Genomic DNA, 21,149 nt, shown 5'->3' with positions numbered 1-21,149 from the left:
TGTTGTCTTGGTTATTTTTCTTCTTCGTTCTCATTCTTCAAAGCAGCTTTATCAACAGAAGCTTCAGCAAAGATATAGACTGCAACTGATCCAAAAGCAGAAATAATTGCAGTTACTTGAGCAATGTCATTTTCACCCATGTTAAATGCAACTAGAAGTGAGCCGATAAATCCAGCCAATAAAGCCCAAAATTTCCTTGAGGATAATTTGTTAATTAGATTTTTACTCATTAATAAAACACTCCTTATTTGTTTATTTCTTCTTCATATGTGACTTCTTCTGGATAAGTTATCTCATCTGGTATATCTCCATAATCAGGAGTAGGAGGGGAGGAGATAACTTGTTCCTTTTTAACATTAACCTGTGTTGTTCTCCTATTAGTAAAAGCCTCAACAGCATTGATACCGAAGACACTCCCAACAATCATCATGACTACAGGGCTTACCATATCTAATAACGAAAGATACATCTTGTCTATTTCCTGATTGAATAGGATCATGATTAATCCAACTGAAACAAACAGAAAGAAGATTGTAGTGGAGATGAGAAGTAAATAATCTTTCGCACTTAGTCCATCTTTGTCATTTAGAAAAGTCCTAAATTTCCGTGGAGGAAGAGGGGAGTTAGTCATTTAAATCAACTCCTTATTTTCTATAAATTAAGCTTAAATAGGACATAAGCCATAATTATGCCGCCTAATAATGTTCCTACATAACCTAAAATCTTCATGAAAACTTGCACAGCATTAATATTTTGTGACTGTAAAGTGCCTTCGATATCTGATACACGTTCTCCAAGTTGCTCCTGAGTGCTAGTTAGTTTTTCTTGGGAATTGTTTAAGTTAGTTAAGTTCAAATCGATATTACTCAATGTCGTTGCAAAACGATCCATTTGCTCCTGTTGACGCTTATCACGGTCTTCATATCTTCTTTCACGCTCTAGGTTGCTTCTTTCTTGATTTTCAAATTGAGTTACCAGTCTGATTAACGAATCGTTTTTCTCTTCCTGTAAACCAATCCTTCTCTCAAATTGATCAGACCTTTCCTCGACTCTTGTAATTCGCTCATTTAAGGTTTCTAATGACATTTGTAATCAACACTCCTACAAGTTAGTTATTTACTTATTTACAAACACATCACCACCTTGATATAATAAAGATGGTACATACGTGTACTGGCTGACTGTCTACCTCAACCGTGGCAGTCAGTTTTTTATTTTTACATAAAGAAAGCACCCAAAAGAGGGTGCAAGTGGTGGAGATTCTAATACATTCATTAAGATACAACAAATAAAAAAAGTTTGTGAAAAATGAGTTTTCTGACCCCTTGGTATAAAAGGGTTTCTAACTCAATTTCACAAACTTTTTCTTGTTTTTCCCTATAAAAGGACTGTTTTAATCTATCTTAGTTAAATATCTACTTTTTGATAAGGAATCGGGAGTAAGGAAGACATCCTTATCCAACAATTCAATTCCAACTAAAGAAAAAGCGTCAACTATTAACTCGTCACATGAATATAAATGTTCAGAGTTTTTAATCTTAGTTCCAAATAGTAAATTCATTCCTCGACTGATAACAAACTTTTTATCGTAGCCACTAGCAATATTAATTTTTATAAAATTTTTTATTGCCTTTTGCTGTTCCTCGGTCAACTCTATATTCAACTGATAAATCTCGTATCTGTCCAAACTGTAGGAAAAATGCTGAATCACACATGGCAACCTCCAAGTAAGCTCCAGCGTATGTAGAGAGTCAAGTGTCATGGCTACATGACTAAATTTACTCTTTGATACTTTACGAATAACTTTTGATATTAAACTATCAGACTTTGCGAAAATAAAAGTAAAAGGCTGAAACATATTGTCTCAACCCTCCTCACCAATTGATATTGTCTATTTCATAAGCGGTTTCTGCCTTTTCAACCATTGGTTGTAATTCATTTCTCAACTTGCTGATATTATCATTAATATGCTGGAAAACATGTAGTTTTATTGAGGTAAACATTTCTTTGTCTATTAAAATCCTCTCAATCCTACCATTCTCAATATTTTCAACTGTCCATTCAGCTTCCGTTATTAATCCATCTTTAAACAATGCATCAGAGCCTTGAAAATTTGCCTGAGCAGACAGAGAGCAGGAGAATAGATAGTTAATACCATTAATAGGGTGAATGAAACCTTTGATAATGGATAGATTACATGCCTCGTCTAGTTGTGCCATCTTGTAAATTTTCATCTCTTCAATAGGAGCACTATTTTTATCTAAAAGCTCATATTTTTCATTTGCTGTTAGTTGCTTTTCTTTTAGTTGATTTATATCATTCTGATTGGCAAGATATGAAATATATTCGTCCTTATTCCACTGTACTTCATCATATTCCCAACCAACAAATTCATCAGTTTCAATTCGTTGAATATTAGAGCGAACATAAACTGTATCAACATTTACTTCAATTTCTTTTACATAGTCCATACTACCTTGAATCCTCAATACCTTCATTCCTTTCATCAGACATAACACAATCGGGCAGTGATATCTGAATATGCATCTGAAGCAGAGAAAAACACACGTAATCTAAAAGCGCCAGCATTAGACGCCGCACTCCAATTTCCACCGAAGATAGGTAGAGCAGATTCCTTCAAAGATCCATTATCACAATAATAAGTAGAGGAGGTCCCATTTCCAGACTTAGAAATAAAGCCGGTTACTGTGCCTCCTTGAATCTCATTTGTGTATCCCGTAATAGTTGAAGCGGATGCTTGCCCATAGTTTAGATACTCTGAACCATTATCATTAAAATAACTACTACTAATTAATAGATTCCTATTTATGTCAGTAACTAATCCATCAATCCAGTAGTGACTATTTCCCCAAAAATCTTCTATTCCAGCAAATTTCATTTGTCTATTTCCAGTTGTTTCTCCATAGTAAAATTCTCTCAGGTTGGCTCCACCAGTCATGGCTGCAGATGAATTTCCATCTACATACCCTCTTCCTAACGATGTTTGAGAATCGAGAGATTTATAACGAACAAGATATAGGATTTGCAACATCAACAATTGAAAGTACCCCATTTGCTGATAATTATTGCCGTTATTTTGTGCCGAAGTCCTGAATGAACCTATGGTTTGAGCTGTAGTAGGTTGCTTATCGCTAAGTGAGCGCAATTTAGAAGAAGCCAAATAACCTAAATATGCCCCAATGTATATTTTTTCTTTTTCTTCATTACCCTTTGTATGTGCTAAGCATTTCCAACTAGAATCAATTTGTTTATCTGTATACTTAATAAACAAGTCGGTACCGATAGTCTCAAACTTCCACCATATCTTTGGAAACTCAATCATTACGTCCCCAGCATTTCCTGAAGTGATATCAGCTACTGACCCATTTAGAAACTTACTAAAATCATTTTTCCGCAACTCTCCAACAACTTTTCCATCCTTTAATATGACAGGTCTAATTTGATTGAAAGGATAGACATTATCCCATCCAGAAGCACTACCTCCTGCAGGGGCTGGAGCCATTCCCACTGCATCATCTGTGTAGGTTACCGCAGTAAGTGGATTAGAGTTGTTTTTATCAATTTTAACGCCATATATCTTAATAATTTCTGGAGTAGCTGTTATTTTCTGAGTGCTATTTCCATTAACATTCAATGAATTATCATAGGTAAATCCTCTAAAAAAATATTGTGTATCATTAGTTAATCCAGTAATACTTGCGGAAGTACCAGATCCCTCATAGCCAACAAATCCATCCGTAGGTGAAGTAGGGTATCCACCTGTCTTGAATAGGATTTTAACCTTTAAGAAATCAGTATCTGAAGGGTTAGCCCATGAGAGATTTACTCTTGAATTATTCACCGTTGCTAACATATTCACTATGGGAGAAGGTGGAGTAGTATCAATTGCCGTTACTGATGAAGTAACTCCACGAGAGACAACTGTTTCTCCAAATGTTGTGTAGGTAACATAGGCTTTAAAATAATATGCAATACCAACAGTTGAGTTATGCGTATAAGATGATTGAGTCCCATTAATAACTCTGGTTGCATTAGATACTGTTTGATCGTAATCTAAATTCGATATATCTGAAGTAGATACAAAAAGTTCAGTTTTCACGTATTCTGGAATAGTGGGATTTGTCCAAGTTACAGATAACTGTGTCCCATTAATTAAAGTCTGAACAGCTAAGTTACTAACACTTTCATAGATGATTTTGCTCCCACTGTCTCGCCCTGTAATCCCATGAGCAGCGAGCACATAGTTAATATTCAAGTTTAGGAAACCTCCTTTTTCATGATGACCCCTGATTCATCATATGTGATAGTCCAGTTTACAACCAATGCCTCAGTGGAACCGTCTGTTGAGTAAAACTTCCAATTGACAGTTTGGTAATTGCCACTTCCATTAGGGTTTGAGAGTACTGATTTTAGATAAAGTGTTCCGTCAGACCTTTTAAAATCAACAGTTGTATAAACTCCATTTACATCAGGATTACTTGCGAACTCAGATAATCCACTGTCATGAGGCATGTAATCACTAAGATGATCATCAATTTTTCCATCAACTGTTTGAACATCTTCCGATAAGAGAGCATTTTTATTGTCCACAGCTGATAATTCACTTTGAGTAGCAAACTCAGAAGTGTCAGGAATTTGGATAGAAATATCTCCATTTTCATTAGGGGAGATACCATTGACACTCTTTACTTTACCTTCAACCGCATTTCCGTTTTTATCCAATACCTGTCCTTGTTCATTGAATCCTGCAATATTGACACCAATGTCAAAAGAGGAGAGCGCACCAAAGTCACTAGCTGTTAAAGGAACATTTCCATTATCATCAGGGGAAATACCGCCTACAGAAGTAACTGACCCAGTTCCATCAATTCCTCTTTGAGCTACAAGTGTCCAGTGTTCTCCCTCGGCTGGGGTAACGCCTGTACAGTTAATCATACAGCGCCAAGTGGAACCATTATGTCTTACTTGGTTATTTTTAATATAACTGGTTGTTGAATTGTATTCTCTTAGGTGTACAGATGAGTCTATTAAGGACTGAGCGTTGATAGTTGCCTCGTTTACGTTATTTAATGCAGTACTCGTATCTATCTGCCTTTGCTCTTCATTGAATTGTCTTTTAGCTTCACTAGTTTCTCTATCGGCTTCATTACTTTCTCGATTCAATTCATTTGAAATTCTTACATCTTCATTTAGAGCTCTTATGCTTTCAGAGTTAGCTCTGATTTCTTCTGCAGTTTGTCTTTCTTCTTCGTTAGTAAGGCGCTCTTCTTCATTAGATATTCGAATATTTTCCTGAGAATTTCTTTGGGTTTCATTGTCAATCCAAGTAACTTCTTTTGAATCATAGCGACTTTCTATTTCTCCAATTTTATCTTCAATTGCAGAATTACCGTAGGCATCTATTTCAGAAATTTTATCCTGAATGAGATTGTCTGCGTTATCTATTTTTAAATGTAACTCAATAATCTTTTCTTCAGCTTTACCAGTTGCTTCTTTGGCAAATTCTGCAGACTCATTTGCATTGAGAATTGCATTCTCAGCGTTATTGATAACCATGTTGACTTCTTTAATATTCTCAATTGCAGATTGACCTGATGTAACAATATCATCTAAAGTCTCTACAACATTTCCGTTATTTTGTTTGGTGTAAACAGATTTAACACTGATAAAAGTATTACCTGTTCCCAAGTAATTAAAATTAAGTTGTTTTCCTACATTAGTAGAGTTAAATGTTACAGCTCTACCTGCGTAATCAACTTTATATTGTGTCTCATTAGGAATGCCACGAGTAATCTCTGACCACTCTGTATTCTCTCCAGTAACAATAACTCTGTTAAATTTATCAGGTTGCTCAGTTAAATCCACTTTCCCATTCGTATTAACAACCAACGACTCATCTTTCTCAATGAAAGGATCATCTTTTTTCCCAGTTCTTCTTCGATGAATTATCATACTGTCTTCGTTGTACATAATTATCACATCCTAACAATTAAAGAGTAGGGTATATCCCTACTCAGTAACTTGAATTTCACCAGTTTTAATAATTGTCTTGATATTATGCTTATTGATTACTAAATCACCGATAGCAACCATAAGTTTCTCTTGAGTGTTAATACTGTCTGCTATTTCATTTGCACTATATTCAGGAAGGTTGATACTGAAAATCTTTCCATCCAGTAATGTGATTTCAATGTTTATCATTATTTATTTTCCTCCATTTGAGATGTTATTTGTTAAAGCTTCGATTTCTTCTTGAAGCATTTCATTCTGAACTTTAAGGATTGCGTTTTCTTTCGCATACATACCGATTTCCATTGTCAATTTATCAATTACTTTATTAGCATCCACATTTACATTCATCCTTTTCCTCCTTATGTAACTCCATTTAAAGCATTCATTAAGGCATTAAAATAAGAGGCATATACTTGGCTACCTCTTGTCACGTTACTAATACCTGTTGATCTCATCGCACCGATAGCTGTATTGGCTTCGTTGAATATATAAAAATAAAAATCACTTCCCCTAATGGCAGAAGTGAAATTGTAGTTACTCAATCCTTTAAAACTCCTAAAGGCATTTATTCTATTGGCAAAGGCATTCCATTCCGAGGCTAACATACTAAACTGAACACCACTTATTTTATGACCATTTGAGTTAGCTGCAGTCGTCCATTTCCAATTCTCAGGTCGTGCTGCTTCATTCTTTATTGTTAGCCATCCACCATAAGGGGAGGTACTTGTATACGTTCCATCACTTCTAGTTTTAGATGCTTTTGCTCTGAATAAATAGCTTGCATTCTGTACTAATCCAGCAAATTGTACAGTGAAAGCAGAGCCACCATTCCATCCTTGTGTCTTGGATGCAATCATTCCTTGTGCGTTTATATCCCACATTTCAACTGTGATTAAATCGAATCCACTTCTCGGACTAACATTGACAACGATTGTATTATTACCTGCTGTACCACCACTAGTTATACTTGGTGCTTGGGTTTCTGTTAAAGCATAAGCTAACTTTTCACCTGTGGAACCCGAAGCATTTATTCCGATTGCACCTATGATATATTCTGTACCGTAAGAAGGTGCATAGAAAGCTTCAGTATAAGGTGTGCTCTGTACTGACCTAGTATAAGTACCAAATGGAGTATTCCATTGAATACTAGTAGCACCATAAGCATTATCTACAATCATGTAAATGGTCGTACCGGAAGCACTATGCTGCCTTATTGCAGGTCTGTCAGTAGGTGGACGAGCAGAGGGAGTAAAATAAAAGGAGACAGGCTCATAATACCCATCTCCGTAATACCAAACTCCATTTACCATCATTCGGGAATACACCATGTAACTGTAACCCGGACTTAGGCTTATATTGAAGTTTGATGAATAGTAACCGTTATAGGAAACAGGGGGAGTATTAGTCCAACCTGATGACCAACCTGTTGTCGTATTATAAACATTATACTGAGTGCCGTCATAAGATGAGCGACCAAGATTAGCAAAGCGGAAGGTGACAAAATTACTGTTGGGATATTCCGCAACTTTCTCTATAAAAGCTGTCATCCGAACACCGCCACCGAATTCAGTGGTTGCCCATTGTGATACACTCCTGTTGGATCAACCCTGAAGTATCTAGAGCCTTGCCTGTATAGGTTGAGGGAGTCGTAATATACTTCCATTGCTTTATCACTCTTAGAGCCAATGTAAATGTTAAATGGAGTGGTGTGATGATTACTCATCCAATCAATACCTGTAATTGTTCCACCGACAATCTTATCGGCACTAATTGTTCCAGAGTATACTCCATTTTGGTCTATATAAGTGAAGCGAGAAGATGTATTTGATACTCCACCAAGTTGCTCAACTGTCGGTTTATCTCCTATCTGACCCCAACTAATAACCGAAGTAGGAGACATAAATATTCCTTCTTCTATCATCGCTTTACCAATTTTGGCAGTTCCAGCAACCAACTGATTAGTTGTTATATAGTTAATATTCCGTCCATCAATTTGTAATTGGTCAGCAGTAAGAACACTTTTACCTTGAACCTTTAAGTCACGAGCATTGATAACACCGTCAACATTTAAATTTGCAGAAACAGGATCATAATACAGAGCATCCACATATTGAGTACCACGTTTAACACTAAATTTCAGTCCGTCCGTAGCATTAAATGTAGCTTTAACTCTTTCATCTGAGCGAGTAACGACCAGACCTTCTTCGGTCGATATTGTTACACCGTTATAAGTTTTACCTCTTACCACTAGCTCATCGGCAAAGGAAGGATCTAGTTGGTCTTTTGGTAATCCACCTATTATTTTTAAAGAGCCGCCTTCGATAGTGAAGCCGTTAGAATCCATTCTATATTTTCCACTATCGTTTTCTACAACCAAGTTAACACCCGCAATTAACTTACCGAAAATTCGCTCACCCACAATGCCCGAAGCGGTTATTGCTTGTTTCCAAGAATTACCCTTATCATTACTAATGGCTAGAATTCCATTTTGGGCAATTAGTACGTTATTCGGATTGTCACTACTCTCAATCATCAATCCTCTACGGGACATTGTGATTGAATTATTTACACCAAAGCTTATTTCTCTAGCATTTGCATCCCATTGATTATTGATAATGTCATTAATCTCACCAAGTTTGTCAGAAGTATTGTTCCACTTAGTTTCAGACATATCAACTTTCTTAGAAGTCGAGATAGAAGAATACAATTGCTTAATAAACTTTTCTTCATCGTCTTCAATTTCTCTCACATTAGCAATTGTTAATTTGATAGATTGATTACTATAGTCATAATCAATTGTGATAATCTTAGCCAATACATCCAAATTAAATTGCTCATAGTGAACGAAAATATCATCACCGATAGAAAGTTTATCCCAATTCCTTTTTTCCTCTAGGACTTCAAGGAAATTAACAATGTCTACCTCAAGTAGAGTCTTAGGCTTCTTCATGTTCTCGAATTGCTTTACTGCCTCATCGTACAACTCTTGTTCATCAGAAATATATTCATTTTCCCATGTAGCTTCAATGATATATTTATTCCGTTCCTTGAGAAGTTGAGGGGAGAATACTTTTTCTAAGGCAATATCATCTTGAAGTTGTTGGATGTCAGAGTTAATTGAATTTAGCTCAGTATTTAATCCGTTCAGTGTAGATTGCTTAGAATTAATCTGTGATTGCTTTGCAGATTTCTCTTGCTCAATAGATGAGGTATCATTACCCTGAGACTTAGCAACCTGTAAACGATCCTCAATAATCTCTAAATCAATTTCTAAGAGGGTAATTTCATTTTGCAACAAAGTAACTTGTGCTTGTTTACTTTCTAACCGTTCAAGTAGAGTTTTGAATTGTCCTTGTTTACCTTCCAACAGCTCCTGATAATCGAGGATAGCATGACACAAATCATCTTCCATATAAGCACTCTTACTAATTACTTTCCTATTCTCATCACGTTGGAAAGGGTAGAGGAAGTACTCAAATGATTCAATGTAATTTGAACCTGTAGGATTGATTTTCTGAATGCTGATTCCTTCCTTGCCGAATACAAGTAGGCGAGTGACTAAATCATCTGGTACAGAAGTTTTGTTGAGTGTTTTAAGATACTTTCTATATGACAGGCGAAGAGGGTGGAGATTATTAGTCCTGTCAGTCCGTACAAAATTTAGCTGCCTATTTACAGTATCAAACTCAACAACGGCATTAAATGTCTCAGCTACTTCATAAATGAAATCCAACACAGTTTTTTCAACAACATCAAATGGACGATATTTAATATCGAAATCTACATCTACATATCCAAGTGACCAAATGGTACTTGATAAGACTTCACGTAGAATAGTGGATAGATTCTTAGGGTCAGTTTTATATGTACGAAGCATTTTATCACGTAGCTCATAACCAAGAGAGAAGGCATGGATTTCTTTTACATCACCGTTCTGATCCATACTATCTTTAGTCTCATTGATAATGTACCATTCGATAATATCTCCAATACGTGTCTTAATCAGATACCTATCCTTCAATTTATCAACATTAGGGTTCCGTATTAGTTTATTTCTTTTATCAATTTGATAAGGAACCTTGAAGGATATCTCGTTCAGTTGTCCTAAATTAGTAGTCTGATTCACATCATATGCTTCAGGTAAGTTACCAACTTTACGTCCACTTGGCATAGCAATTTCCATTTTGAGGGTACGTGGCTTATTTCCAATTATTGAATCAAATCCAGACAAATCCGGTCTACCTGTGTCCATTAAAAGACTACTTTTATTGTACAGTTTTGCACTCAAATGAGCTTGAACTGTGCCACTAGTAAACATATTTGATTGATTACCAATGTTCGCTTTAATTGTTTTAAATGACTGAGCATTGGAAGTAAGAGTGGCTTTACCTTTTGGATTAGACTTAGCATAACGAATATTAATTGACTTAGCAGAAAGGATACCTTTTGGATTTAGAATTAGTCTAGTATTCTGCATTTTATTAGCATAGACACTCATTAGAGAGTCTGTAAGCATCATTGCAAATCCGTGAGAAGCAACGAGTTTGGAAGTGACGTTGAAATTGGCTCCGGTAAACTTCATTAACTGATTGCTTTGTGATAAAGTTGCCTTACTGTTGACTGTAGACTTTGCTGAGTTAATTTTAGTAGCTTTGACACTCTGAGTAGCTTTGCCTCTTAATTGAGTGGATGCAGGAACATTTCTATTCAGGTGGACATTTAATTTAGATTTGTTGCTTGTGATACTTGCTGAATTTACATAGGATGCAGCAGTATTGACTTGTATAGATGCATTTGAATAATATTGAACATTTGATTCAACTACATTTATTACAGAGACTTCAAATGGATCAGAGTAAGTATATTCACTAAGTAATCCATATTCATCAATGGCTCTTACACGATACTGAGCATTGGTTGCAATAATGTTAGGAATCCTATGAATAAAATCAATCGTTGTTAAACTTTTCCCCAAACTATTCCAAAGAGTACCATCAAAGAATTCCAAATCATATACAAGTTTATTGTTCTCAGCGTCTGTGGAGGCTCCCCATTTAACCGAGTATTCTTTATTGTATATCCTTTTCTCACCTCGTACTGGCGAAGTGAAATTATTTGGGGTGGTTGGTGCAGTATTTGGCAATGGATTATATGTTAGAGTAAGTTTAGGTATTTTCGTTACATCTGAATATGTTCGAGAAGAAAATCCAACAGCATAATTTCCACCGTAGTTTTGTGTATAAAAAATGATTCCATTATTCGGTAGATTTCCACTTGCCCACTTTTTCGCCAATTCACTAATGTCGAATCTTTTCCAACCAGTACCCGATATACCATAAGTGCCGCTAGTGTAATATGCACCACCAATAGGGAAATAACCTTGACTTAGTGTATCTTCGCTCCATTCAGAATATGAATCGTTAAGTGTTACGGTTGGCGTATAATTTGTTGCATTGTAGTCAATGTACATGTCTAAATAAACTGAACTAACACTGGAGTTTTTGAAGTCAAGAGGCAGGTCAAATCTTATTATTGATTCATATCGTTCGTTATATTCCCCATTATATCCAACATAAATTTTATCTCCACTACCTGTAGTAAATCTTCCCGTAGTGTATCCATCCTGAATTAAATTACTATCTTGTATGACTACAGTTTTTACTGCCACCAAACCACCTCCTTTCCATATGTAAGATTAATTAGTCAAGATTTACTGTTAAGCTACCAGATGAGATTTTCAATTGGTCATCAATATTGATTGTTTTAGAGGCAGTCAATGCACCGTGAAACAGTAAATTTCCACCTGTGGCAGCATCAAAAATAGCCGTATGAGTTACTGTTCCCCAGTTAGCAGTAGCAACAGGAAATGTAATGTCTGCATTCGTTGAGATTGAACCGTTTGTAGCAGTATTAAATGTTGCTGTTCTCCTTGTATAACCTCCACCAGATACTTCTGTACCTGTACCTGCATCTGTAGGATCAGTTGTAAATAAAGCTACATATAGAGTTGATGGGGGAGTATAGGCTGTACCTTTTAATACATGGTCTAATAATTTATTTTCTAAGTAGTTACTGATTGCTGACATTTATAATTCCTCCAATGTTAAATTAATTTTTATTAAATAAAAAAGAGACTGAAATGAATCAGCCTCTTAGAAACCTAGTAAAAATTTATATCTGTATCTAATTTTCATTTGAATCTTTCCGTACACTTGTAATCGATTGACACCATATTGTAAGTTGAAAAATACTCCATTGTGATTGTCATAACGATAGGCGAGAGGGAGGTCACTTTCAATTTCCTCATTGTCCGAGTCAATGTATAATGATTCCCCATTTTGTAAATTAGAAAATCTCATCTCTCTTCCTGAATCAGATTTATTTACAATGGAAAAGTCACCGATTTCTTTTGTTGTTATCCAAATTTCAGGGTAAGTTTCTTCACCTTTATTTTCTAATTTAATTTCCGTTCCAGTTGAAGTATTGTTGCTTAAATCATATTCATAAGTCATATATGGACTGTATGTATAAGGTGAGTTGCATCTCATTGTGAGCTTTAAATAACCCTGTTTAATTCCATTGTGAATAACGGATATATCATCAACTGGCATACAATAAAAAATACGCTCAGGGTTAGTGAGCGTATAGAATGGAGTATAATATTGTTTATTTAACCAACGAGCAACTTTATAACTTTTCTCATCTGACATTCCTTCATCAAAATATAACTCAAGAGGGAAGGAGAGAGGATCATAATCTACACTGTAAAGAAATGATGTGTCTCGACCTCTGATTCTTTCCTCGTTGATTTTCTTAGATGCCATGAAAGTTTCCTCATACAAACCAGCAGATGAGTTAACTTGTCTAACTTCCATTTCCTCAGATGATATACCATCATATACAAATCCTTCACTTTGTCTCATTAAGTCCTCACTCCTCTCGATTTAAGTTTATTGTTGATTCTGCTGTAAAGATTATCTACATCTTGCTGAGTACCGTTCATATTAGCAACATGGATTCCACCAAGATTGATGATGGTATTTCCACCAGAAGCAGAAGGGGATAGGCTGCCTACTAAATTGCTGATATTTTTGAAAATGTTAGGGATATTCTTAGGTGGAATTTGTAACTCACCCTGTAGGGATTTAATTACTTGCTCACCTTTACCAACATTGAATAGTTTGTTAGCCATTTCCGTAAGCCTGTTACCTTTACCTCCGACAATTCCTCCATCGTGATACTTGTCGAACAGGTCTTTACTCGGAGTCATATATTTAATATGAGAAGGCATGTTTGTAACCCACATTCCTCCACCTACGTCATATTGACCACCGTAAGCACTGTCATATCCATACACACGGAATTTTTCACCCGGTTTAAGGATACGTTCCTCTACAAGTTTACCGTTAACCCTTTTCCATAGATTGATTGCTTTGTTGACTTCAATCATTCCAATTTGACCAGATTTGAATTCTAACCCATTCCACATTGTAGGAGTAGAAGGTTTAGTGCTGCCACCTGAGCTTCCACCACTAGTAGAAGGGGAGGTAGGAGTCGATGGATTAGAGATACCGGATTGGAATCCACCTACACCTGCAGAGCTTACTTGCTTCATTAGGTCGATAGCTTCTTTAAGTCTGTCTATTAGATTATTTTTTATCGAGTCACCCATGTGAGACATATTCAAAGCAACATCATTAGAGAATCCGACCAATTCAGAAGACAGATTAGTTAAGTTGCCTTTCATTATATCTTCACGGATTTTAGCCCATTTACGCTCATCATTGATGATATTGTCATAGTGACGTTGGATAGCTTTCTTATCTTCTTCCAATTTATCCGTTAATGCTCTATGGGATTGTTCAAGTTGCTCCTGTTCAGCTTCTTGTTTCTCCCCTAAGGCATCCTTAGCATTTTCAATTTCTTCTGTTTTCTGATCTAAGTCATCCTGTAAACTTTGCTTACGTAGAGAAATCTCACGCTGATATTTTAATTCCTCGATTTGCTCCAATTTATCCTTGAGTTGTTCTTCAATTTCAAGCCTACGTGCATTACCTTCAAATGAAGTATCAAGGGATAATTTGTTTCGCTCAGCTTCGAGTTTTAACTTTTCAGCAGATAACTTTTCTAACTCTTTATTATAGTCACGTTCAGAGTCAAGGTCATCAATCATTCTTAAACGTTGGTTGACTGCATCCTGATAAGCTTTAAGCTCCTTATCCAACAATTCAATTTGACGCTTATGATTATCTTCCATTGCTTTACGTTCTTTATCATAAGAATCCTGTATAGCCTTATCACGCTCATCAAGTGCATCCAATTCAGCGTTTAGTCTTTCTTGATAGTAATCCTTCTGAGCTTGGATAACCTTGTCGGCTAGGTCAGCGTAAATACCTTGAATGGAAGTTTCCACACCCATAAGTGCTTCTTTCCACTTTTGAGTTTCTTGCTTATTCTTCTCTAAGGCATCTTTACTGTTAACTAAATTCTTATTCTGAGACTCTAGCAACTTGATATTATTCTGAATTTCTTTACGTTGTTTAGCGAGTAGGGACAGTTTCTGAGTTTGTAATTTATTCTGTTCTGATTCGTTACCATTTGAAACAGCCATCAAATGCTCAATGATTTGAATCTGATCAGTATACTTCTGATTAGCCTCATCTAATCGCTTATTTAAACCATCTAATGCACTGTTCAGGAAGCTATTACGGTTATCGACTATACTGTTATCCAAATCAACTAAAGAATCTCTAAGGTCAAGATAAGTCTGCTGCAGTTCATCACGTTGAATCTGAGTGAGATTTTTATTCTTTTTTAACTCATTTTCAATGTAGACCATATTCTGCTCAGTTAACTTTTTCTTCTCTTTGAGGAGGATTACCTGATTCTCTAATTCAGTACGGTAAGCTTTTGACGTTTCATCCTGCTTACTCATACGAGCATCAATAATCTTCATATTAGAGTCGATTTGTCTGAAACGATTCTCTGCCTGATAGAGAGGAGTCTTAATTAATTCAAGTTGTAACCTTTCAATTTCGGCTTGGACAGACATTGAATCGGAGCGAAGTTGCAATAAGTCACTCTTAGCTTGGTCAACATTTTGAGCATTCTCAGCCGCTATTCTCGATGCTTCAGATGCTGCTTCAAGTGGATCAGTGGATGACGTAGAAACAGAGACAGGAACGCTTCCACTTTTACCTGCAAATTGACTGAGGTATTGATTGGCGTATGCTTGACGTTGAGGGATGTGAGTACCCTCGCTGCGTTCAAACAATTTGTCGAACATTGCTGCTACTTGAGATGCACTAGCATTCTGAGCACCTTGCAGATAACTCATAGTCCGTCTTTCTGAACCGTTCAACTCTTTCCAAAGGAAGTTAAGTTGTGTATTCAGATCGTACATAGATGTACCAGACTGTTTTGCAAAGTTAGAAAGATTAGTCTTACGTCCACCTAACCATTGAGCAATACCTGTAGCACCAGAAGACTTATTGATTGCATTAGGATTCAAACCGGATTCAAGCTTCAAGTTACCCATAATACCAGCAACAATTGAATCAGAGAAACCTTTTGACTTGAAGAAATTCCATATTGTAGCTGCAGAACTACTACCTGATGCGTATGAATTAGTGGCTGTTGTTGATACAGGAACAGGAGAGGTGACAGTTGATTTAGTTGTGAGTATACCTGTCTGCTGTATATTACCTGATCTAATTTGAGCATCTAGGGATTTAGCTTGAGCTTCAAGTAAGGATTTCTTTTGACCAAGAAGGGAGATCTCATTTTTTAGTGCTGTCTGATATTGCTTGGAATGCTTGGCTGTTTTTTCTTGGATAAGGCGTTGTTTTTCTAGGGCGGAATTTACATTGTCGAGTGATTGCTTGAATTTATCTGAGACGTAAGTGCTGTTGGAATATTCCTTACTAGCTTTCTCTGTAGCTTTATTTTGCTTATCGATAGCCTCAGCTTCTCTACCTCTATAATCTATTACTGTGCCTAATGCATCGATTTGAGCGTTGAAGTCAGGTAATTGAATGTCAATATCAGAGGTGAGTCTTCTTGCTCTGTCATATGCTTTGCTCGCTAATTTCTCTTGCTCTAATCCCATTGCATTATCTGCAAGAGTCTTAGACATTTCATTAAACTTTTGAACAATTGCTTGTTGGGCAGCTAGTTCTTGTTTGAGAATGTCAATACGTTTCTTAGCTTGCAGGGCAGTGACTGTGGTTTGCTGTTGCTCCTTCGTGAGCTTACCCTGAGTTAGGGACTCGACTGCCTTGAGAAGGATGTCCTGAGCCTTAGCTTCTTCCTCCACAGCTTTAATGTTAATTAACTTATTTTTAGCAAGGTGAGGGTAGATAGCAGCAAGTTGATCAGTTACAGCCAGTAATTCTTCAGATTTATCTGCATTGTCGGCTTCTAGGGCAGAGAGAACATTATAAGTACCAATTAATTCATAGATGGAATCAATTTGGTCTGTTGTAACTCCAGCCAATTTTTCAGCTGACGTCCTTCTGTCTTCCTCAACTTCCACAGCTTCTTCATTAGCATCCACATAAGCGATAGTTGCCCCAGTAGCTTCGTCATGACCTGTCTTAAGTAAATTTAAGATGGATGTGACTTCATTGCCGCTAAATCCGACCTTTTCAAGACTGTCTCCATATTTGTCCCAGTCCTGATTACCATTCTTCATGGCGGTAGACATCTCATTAAAAAGATTTACCGCATCTGCATTAAATTTAGATAAATGCTGAATACGCTCAGTATCAAAAAGATTTCCTGATACTTTTCTTATTTCTCCTACAGATCCAATATAGGCTTTAACTTGATTCTCAACCTCTTTGATGCCTTTCTTAGATTCTAGGAGCTTACTATTTTTAGTAACAATAGTGTCTATATACTTTTGATCTTCTTCAGTTACATTGCTTTGTACACCATAATAAGTGGCATATGATTTACCTAAGTCTTGGAATAGGCGTTTTCTTTCTTCTAGTTTGGCTTCTATATCTCTTCTGCCAATAATACTGTCTGCCATATCCTCAAGTTGAGCTTTTTCCCTAACACCAAACCAAGGAATTAATTCGGAGTATCCACTGTTTTGTCTTTCATTAATTTCATTAAGTTTATCCTGAGTTTCTGAAATTTTGTTATTTAAATCAGCCAACTTAGATTGAAAGTCATTAATAAACTGTTCAGCATCAACTTTAGAAAGTTCTTTAAGGTATCCAACTTCCTGACGAATTGCATCTGCAGAGCGTAAATGTGCTTGACCTTTTTCATCAACTGAAGCAGCCACAGAAGGGAGGAGTGTGTAAAGATCCTGTTGAACTTTTAAGTACTCACTATCGGTTTCAGCAATACTTCCACTTTTAACTTGCTTATCTAACTGCTCATATCTTGAAATAAGTGATTCTATCTGAGTCTCATTTTCACCATATGATTTAGTTAGCTTATCTATTTCTTCCTGAGATTCCTTTTGTGCCTGTCTATGCTCTACAACTTTATTTGTAGCATAAGAAATAGCCGCACCTAAAGCAGCAAAAGCAGCCAATGGCAGTGCTGCGGTAGTCAAAAAGGACAGTGCTCCACCCATTGCTTTACCCATGAAACCAAATGAAGCAGCAGTGGCTCTTCCTGCTAATGTTAAGTTATATAATTGTTGTTGAAGTACTCTAGACCTACCAGTAGCTATTGTCATAGCATCGCCAGTTCTAACTAAACTAGTAGCCAACACTCCTTGAGAAGCAATTGAAGTCCTAGTGTGATTATTAAAGGCTAAAAATGCTGCTCCAGCAATAGTAAAAAGAGGAGGTAAAAGTCCTATTTTATCAACAACAAATGATGTTGCGTTGGCTATAGATGTTAAACTTTCAGATACAACAACGATCCCTGAACCGAGGACTTTTTCTCCCATAGTAGTTGAAAGTGTTGTCCAACTATTAGCAAGTTGATTTAATTTTGCCTGATAGCTATCTAGGAAAGCCTCATTCTCACGATAAGCCGAACCTTCTGAATTGAGGGCAGTAGTTGATGCTTTTTGAGCTTCTTGGAATTGATCCATTAAAATTAAAAATCGGCTTAATTGATATCTCGAATTTTCTGTTACTTTCGCTTGTATTTCAAAGCTACTGACCAATTTTATATTGGCGGTTAATTCTTTCAAATTAACTCTGTGCCTTCAAAATGTTATACGCACAGTTCGGACTGTACCTTCGCCCTCAGCTTAATCTGTTAGGGTGGGTGATGGCAGTCTCTAGCAGTCCCCTAATAGGGTTTCTGTCGGTATTGTCCACTTCTGGAGTTTCACCGATATACACCTTTGTTTTCTAACTGTTTCCAATTAGGCTGGCAGATAATTTTTTTTACCAGCAATTTGTAAGCCTAAATTTTGTTGTTGTTCTTTCGAAAGAGACTTCCATTGCCCTGCAAGATCGGTGAGGATATTCTGTACGTCTCTCATGTCTCCAGAAGAAGTTTTTATGTTAATTCCAATTGCTGCAAGGGAATCTATAGCAGGTTGGATACTGGTAATTCTGGAGTAGATGCTCTTCAAGGAATTTCCAATTATACTTCCTGATTCCCTAGTAACTTGCCCGATGGCTGTCGCAAATCCCAAGGTATTTTCGAGACTTACACCGTAAGTTTGCGCTGCCCCGGCTGATTTCATTAACGCAGTAGACAAATCTTGTGTTGTTCGTTATACCCTGTCTTTCGACATATTTAAAGAGGGTCTAGACTATCTCTTTATCCTCGTTAAGGAGGATACTCAGCACTTCCAACAGTAGCTCAACCTTCTGCTGTACTTCCACTAGGGAATAGTCGTTACACCTTCTCATTTATTAAATGAGCTTGGCACGGTATTGTCATAGGATTTCTCCCTTAGAGTTTCACCGTTAGCATGGTAAAAGCCATACACCCCTGAGCAATAGGGTTCACTGAGTTTTCACTAGTATATTACTATACTAGGCGACTATTAAAAATCGCATAATTGTTGTCTACTTCATTTAAAGCGTTAATAACATGAAGACTTTCTTCCATTTCAAGGTTTAACCCTTTGACTGCTGCAGTTATAGTTGATGCAGATTCTTCAACTGACATATCGGAAATATTGCCGAGTAATGTTGCATACTCAGCCATCATTGTTAAATCTTCTCCACGAAATCCTTGACGGGCAAAAGCGATAACACCTTCGTTGACCTGTTGTACAGTATTACCTAGCTTTTGTGCGAGAGCGACACTATCCTCAAGGGCTTTGTTAATTTCAATTTGTCCGTTTGATACTCGATCTAGTACAGTGAGTTGGGAGTCAATAGCGATAATTTGAGAAAGTGCATCTTGCATTCCACGTAACGGAGCATAGAACATGGTCATTCCAGTTACCCATACGGGTATCCTAGCCATCGCAACTTGCAATTGTTGTCCGAAAGACAATACATGGCTAGTTGCTGAATTTACATTTGCAGACACTGATCTAAACTGCATAGCCAACTGTTGCATTTGTTGATTCAAATTAGGTGTAGTCGCTTTCAACCTATTCACTGCTGCAAGATAATTATTTAGTTGCCTGTTACCGTCATCACCAAGAGCACTACCGTATCTACGTCTAAGATTCTGAGCATTAATCTCAGCTTGTTTTCTGTACAAGTCTAATTGATGTTCTAACTCTCTAGTTTGTTTGCGTGAATTTGAACTATCTTGAACTCGATTTAAAACTTGTGCAATTCTACTTAACTCTTTCTCTGATTGAGCACCTTTAATCGCATTAGACATTCTTGAGAGGGAGGCGTTAGTTATTGTGCCAGCATTGTTGAGTTCTTGTAATTTACTTTTTAGTCTTTCAACAGCTTGTTCTTGTGCTCTAAAATTCTCAACAGTTCTTTGACTTGTTTGCTCATTGCTACCATTGTAAGTAGTAGTGACATTCTTAAATTTATCTCCAGTAGTAACTGAACCACCTGAATATTTACCCTGTGCGTTTTGCTTTGTTACTTGTTTTTGTTTATTAGCCAATCTGTCCATTTCAACAGTTAGTTTCCGAGTCTCTTCGGCTTGTTTCTGAGTAGCTTTAGTTTGTTCTTTAATTTTAGTTATTTCTTTATCAATAATTTCTCCACTTTTGAGATGCTGCCTAATCTTCTCTTTAACAGTACCATCTGCTTCTTTAGTAACTGTCTTTTCTTCTCTGATGACACGATTTAAATCTGCAGCAACCTTTTTATGTTGCTCCATTGCTTTCGAGAAATTGGATAAGGTTTTAATTACGTTTGCATCAATATCCGCACTTATCTTCAACTTGTTTATTTTCTTTTCAATACCCTTTAAGGCGGTATTGATTTCCCTTATGGTATTGCCGATGTTCAGCTGACCAGTGATCAGCAATTTTAAGTCGTTATTTCCAGCCAATTAAGTCAACTCCTTTTTACAAAATAAAAAGAAGTGCCTAATTGACACTTCTTAAACGTTTACTGATTTATTTTGTTGTCTGATTATTATTTCCATAATTCCATGCCATTTCTCAATATTGCCTAAAGCAGCTCTTACTTCACTACTGTCTTTCAAGTATCCATCCTTAATGACTTCACCTGTGTTCGGATCTACATTTTTAAGAAAGTTAAGTTTGTGAATAGGGGAGTTAACATCCTCTGTTAGAATCTTTAAGTCAATTGATTTTATTTTTTCTTGCTTAAGTTTATCAGATGTTAATCCTCCAATAAGAGCACCGACTGAACCAAATAAAGCTCCACCTACAGCAGTATTTAAGATTTGTTGCCCTCTAACTGTTTTGTGAATTGTTTGATTATCAATAATTATTTCTGCTTCAATAATTTTTGAAGAGGGGAGAGAGGTGTAATTAAATTCATATTCTCCATTATCTTTCTTAAGCTTGGGAGATATAAGATAGACATTATTTTTCTCTTCGGAATATGCCAATGCACAGGAATAATCCCTAGCAATAAACTTTTGAATTCCATCAAAATTATTAAGATAATCCAAGATTTTATTTTGGTTTAAAATGTTTATCGAAGTCTTAGTCTTGTGTTTTGTCTTGTTATTATTTACAATTCCAATTACTAATATTAATAAGACAATAAATATAATAATCTCCATAAGGTATC

17 protein-coding genes are annotated in these 21,149 nt (G+C 36.4%); all 17 read right to left on the bottom strand.

Translation table 11 applies throughout. From position 1 onward, the window contains the following. Nucleotides 1-11: 11 nt before the first annotated feature. Nucleotides 12-230, bottom strand: coding sequence for a hypothetical protein (locus tag CYJ37_RS12340; RefSeq protein ID WP_101550125.1), 219 nt, complete (start codon nucleotides 228-230; stop codon nucleotides 12-14). A gap of 14 nt (nucleotides 231-244) precedes the next feature. After that, the gene (locus tag CYJ37_RS12335) at nucleotides 245-631 is read right to left on the bottom strand and encodes a hypothetical protein (RefSeq protein ID WP_101550124.1); all 387 of its coding nucleotides are present in this window, start codon (nucleotides 629-631) and stop codon (nucleotides 245-247) included. 20 nt (nucleotides 632-651) lie between these two features. Beyond that, entirely contained in the window at nucleotides 652-1,086 is a 435-nt protein-coding gene (locus tag CYJ37_RS12330; protein ID WP_101550123.1) for a hypothetical protein, read from the bottom strand. A 307-nt stretch (nucleotides 1,087-1,393) separates the two neighbouring features. Then, nucleotides 1,394-1,858 (bottom strand): hypothetical protein, encoded by a 465-nt coding sequence (locus tag CYJ37_RS12325; protein WP_101550122.1) that lies wholly within the window; start codon nucleotides 1,856-1,858, stop codon nucleotides 1,394-1,396. 16 nt (nucleotides 1,859-1,874) lie between these two features. Next, nucleotides 1,875-2,471 (bottom strand): hypothetical protein, encoded by a 597-nt coding sequence (locus CYJ37_RS12320; protein ID WP_180827347.1) that lies wholly within the window; start codon nucleotides 2,469-2,471, stop codon nucleotides 1,875-1,877. Between the two features lie 35 nt (nucleotides 2,472-2,506). After that, nucleotides 2,507-4,276 (bottom strand): fibronectin type III domain-containing protein, encoded by a 1,770-nt coding sequence (locus CYJ37_RS12315; protein ID WP_101550120.1) that lies wholly within the window; start codon nucleotides 4,274-4,276, stop codon nucleotides 2,507-2,509. Between the two features lie 2 nt (nucleotides 4,277-4,278). Continuing rightward, nucleotides 4,279-5,991 (bottom strand): hypothetical protein, encoded by a 1,713-nt coding sequence (locus CYJ37_RS12310; RefSeq protein WP_101550119.1) that lies wholly within the window; start codon nucleotides 5,989-5,991, stop codon nucleotides 4,279-4,281. Nucleotides 5,992-6,030: 39 nt separating this feature from the next. Then, nucleotides 6,031-6,222, bottom strand: coding sequence for a hypothetical protein (locus CYJ37_RS12305; RefSeq protein ID WP_101550118.1), 192 nt, complete (start codon nucleotides 6,220-6,222; stop codon nucleotides 6,031-6,033). A gap of 3 nt (nucleotides 6,223-6,225) precedes the next feature. Beyond that, nucleotides 6,226-6,381 (bottom strand): hypothetical protein, encoded by a 156-nt coding sequence (locus tag CYJ37_RS27260; protein ID WP_180827346.1) that lies wholly within the window; start codon nucleotides 6,379-6,381, stop codon nucleotides 6,226-6,228. 11 nt (nucleotides 6,382-6,392) lie between these two features. After that, nucleotides 6,393-7,580: a hypothetical protein gene (locus CYJ37_RS12300; RefSeq protein ID WP_101550117.1), complete on the bottom strand. Its 1,188-nt coding sequence runs from the start codon at nucleotides 7,578-7,580 to the stop codon at nucleotides 6,393-6,395. Further along, nucleotides 7,577-11,701: a phage tail spike protein gene (locus CYJ37_RS12295; protein ID WP_101550116.1), complete on the bottom strand. Its 4,125-nt coding sequence runs from the start codon at nucleotides 11,699-11,701 to the stop codon at nucleotides 7,577-7,579. The genes CYJ37_RS12300 and CYJ37_RS12295 overlap by 4 nt, the downstream gene beginning before the upstream one ends. Before the next feature lie 31 nt (nucleotides 11,702-11,732). Further along, nucleotides 11,733-12,119 (bottom strand): phage tail fiber protein, encoded by a 387-nt coding sequence (locus CYJ37_RS12290; protein ID WP_101550115.1) that lies wholly within the window; start codon nucleotides 12,117-12,119, stop codon nucleotides 11,733-11,735. Nucleotides 12,120-12,185: 66 nt separating this feature from the next. Further along, nucleotides 12,186-12,956 (bottom strand): phage tail domain-containing protein, encoded by a 771-nt coding sequence (locus tag CYJ37_RS12285; protein WP_101550114.1) that lies wholly within the window; start codon nucleotides 12,954-12,956, stop codon nucleotides 12,186-12,188. After that, entirely contained in the window at nucleotides 12,956-18,196 is a 5,241-nt protein-coding gene (locus CYJ37_RS12280; protein WP_101550113.1) for a phage tail tip lysozyme, read from the bottom strand. The genes CYJ37_RS12285 and CYJ37_RS12280 overlap by 1 nt, the downstream gene beginning before the upstream one ends. A 177-nt stretch (nucleotides 18,197-18,373) precedes the next feature. Next, nucleotides 18,374-18,715, bottom strand: a complete 342-nt coding sequence (locus CYJ37_RS12275; RefSeq protein WP_180827345.1) for a phage tail tape measure protein — start codon at nucleotides 18,713-18,715, stop codon at nucleotides 18,374-18,376. Nucleotides 18,716-18,990: 275 nt separating this feature from the next. Then, entirely contained in the window at nucleotides 18,991-20,436 is a 1,446-nt protein-coding gene (locus CYJ37_RS12270) for a phage tail tape measure protein (protein WP_101550111.1), read from the bottom strand. Nucleotides 20,437-20,487: 51 nt separating this feature from the next. Next, nucleotides 20,488-21,141: a hypothetical protein gene (locus CYJ37_RS12265; protein ID WP_101550110.1), complete on the bottom strand. Its 654-nt coding sequence runs from the start codon at nucleotides 21,139-21,141 to the stop codon at nucleotides 20,488-20,490. Between the last annotated feature and the right edge of the window lie 8 nt (nucleotides 21,142-21,149).

Origin of the sequence: Bacillus sp. UMB0728, from assembly GCF_002858875.1 — a bacterium.
Lineage (GTDB): Bacteria > Bacillota > Bacilli > Bacillales > Cytobacillaceae > Bacillus_AB > Bacillus_AB infantis.
The sequence above is the reverse complement of the archived record's forward strand: the minus strand, read 5'-3'. Positions and strand labels throughout refer to the sequence as shown.

Bases quoted from the DNA above. Each gene is read 5' to 3' on its own strand.
- CYJ37_RS12335 (WP_101550124.1), bottom strand. From the start codon at position 631: ATGACTAACTCCCCTCTTCCTCCACGGAAATTTAGGACTTTTCTAAAT.
- CYJ37_RS12340 (WP_101550125.1), bottom strand. From the start codon at position 230: ATGAGTAAAAATCTAATTAACAAATTATCCTCAAGGAAATTTTGGGCT.
- CYJ37_RS12310 (WP_101550119.1), bottom strand. From the start codon at position 5,991: ATGTACAACGAAGACAGTATGATAATTCATCGAAGAAGAACTGGGAAA.
- CYJ37_RS12330 (WP_101550123.1), bottom strand. From the start codon at position 1,086: ATGTCATTAGAAACCTTAAATGAGCGAATTACAAGAGTCGAGGAAAGG.
- CYJ37_RS12300 (WP_101550117.1), bottom strand. From the start codon at position 7,580: ATGACAGCTTTTATAGAGAAAGTTGCGGAATATCCCAACAGTAATTTT.
- CYJ37_RS12285 (WP_101550114.1), bottom strand. From the start codon at position 12,956: ATGAGACAAAGTGAAGGATTTGTATATGATGGTATATCATCTGAGGAA.
- CYJ37_RS27260 (WP_180827346.1), bottom strand. From the start codon at position 6,381: ATGAATGTAAATGTGGATGCTAATAAAGTAATTGATAAATTGACAATG.
- CYJ37_RS12325 (WP_101550122.1), bottom strand. From the start codon at position 1,858: ATGTTTCAGCCTTTTACTTTTATTTTCGCAAAGTCTGATAGTTTAATA.
- CYJ37_RS12305 (WP_101550118.1), bottom strand. From the start codon at position 6,222: ATGATAAACATTGAAATCACATTACTGGATGGAAAGATTTTCAGTATC.
- CYJ37_RS12290 (WP_101550115.1), bottom strand. From the start codon at position 12,119: ATGTCAGCAATCAGTAACTACTTAGAAAATAAATTATTAGACCATGTA.
- CYJ37_RS12265 (WP_101550110.1), bottom strand. From the start codon at position 21,141: ATGGAGATTATTATATTTATTGTCTTATTAATATTAGTAATTGGAATT.
- CYJ37_RS12320 (WP_180827347.1), bottom strand. From the start codon at position 2,471: ATGGACTATGTAAAAGAAATTGAAGTAAATGTTGATACAGTTTATGTT.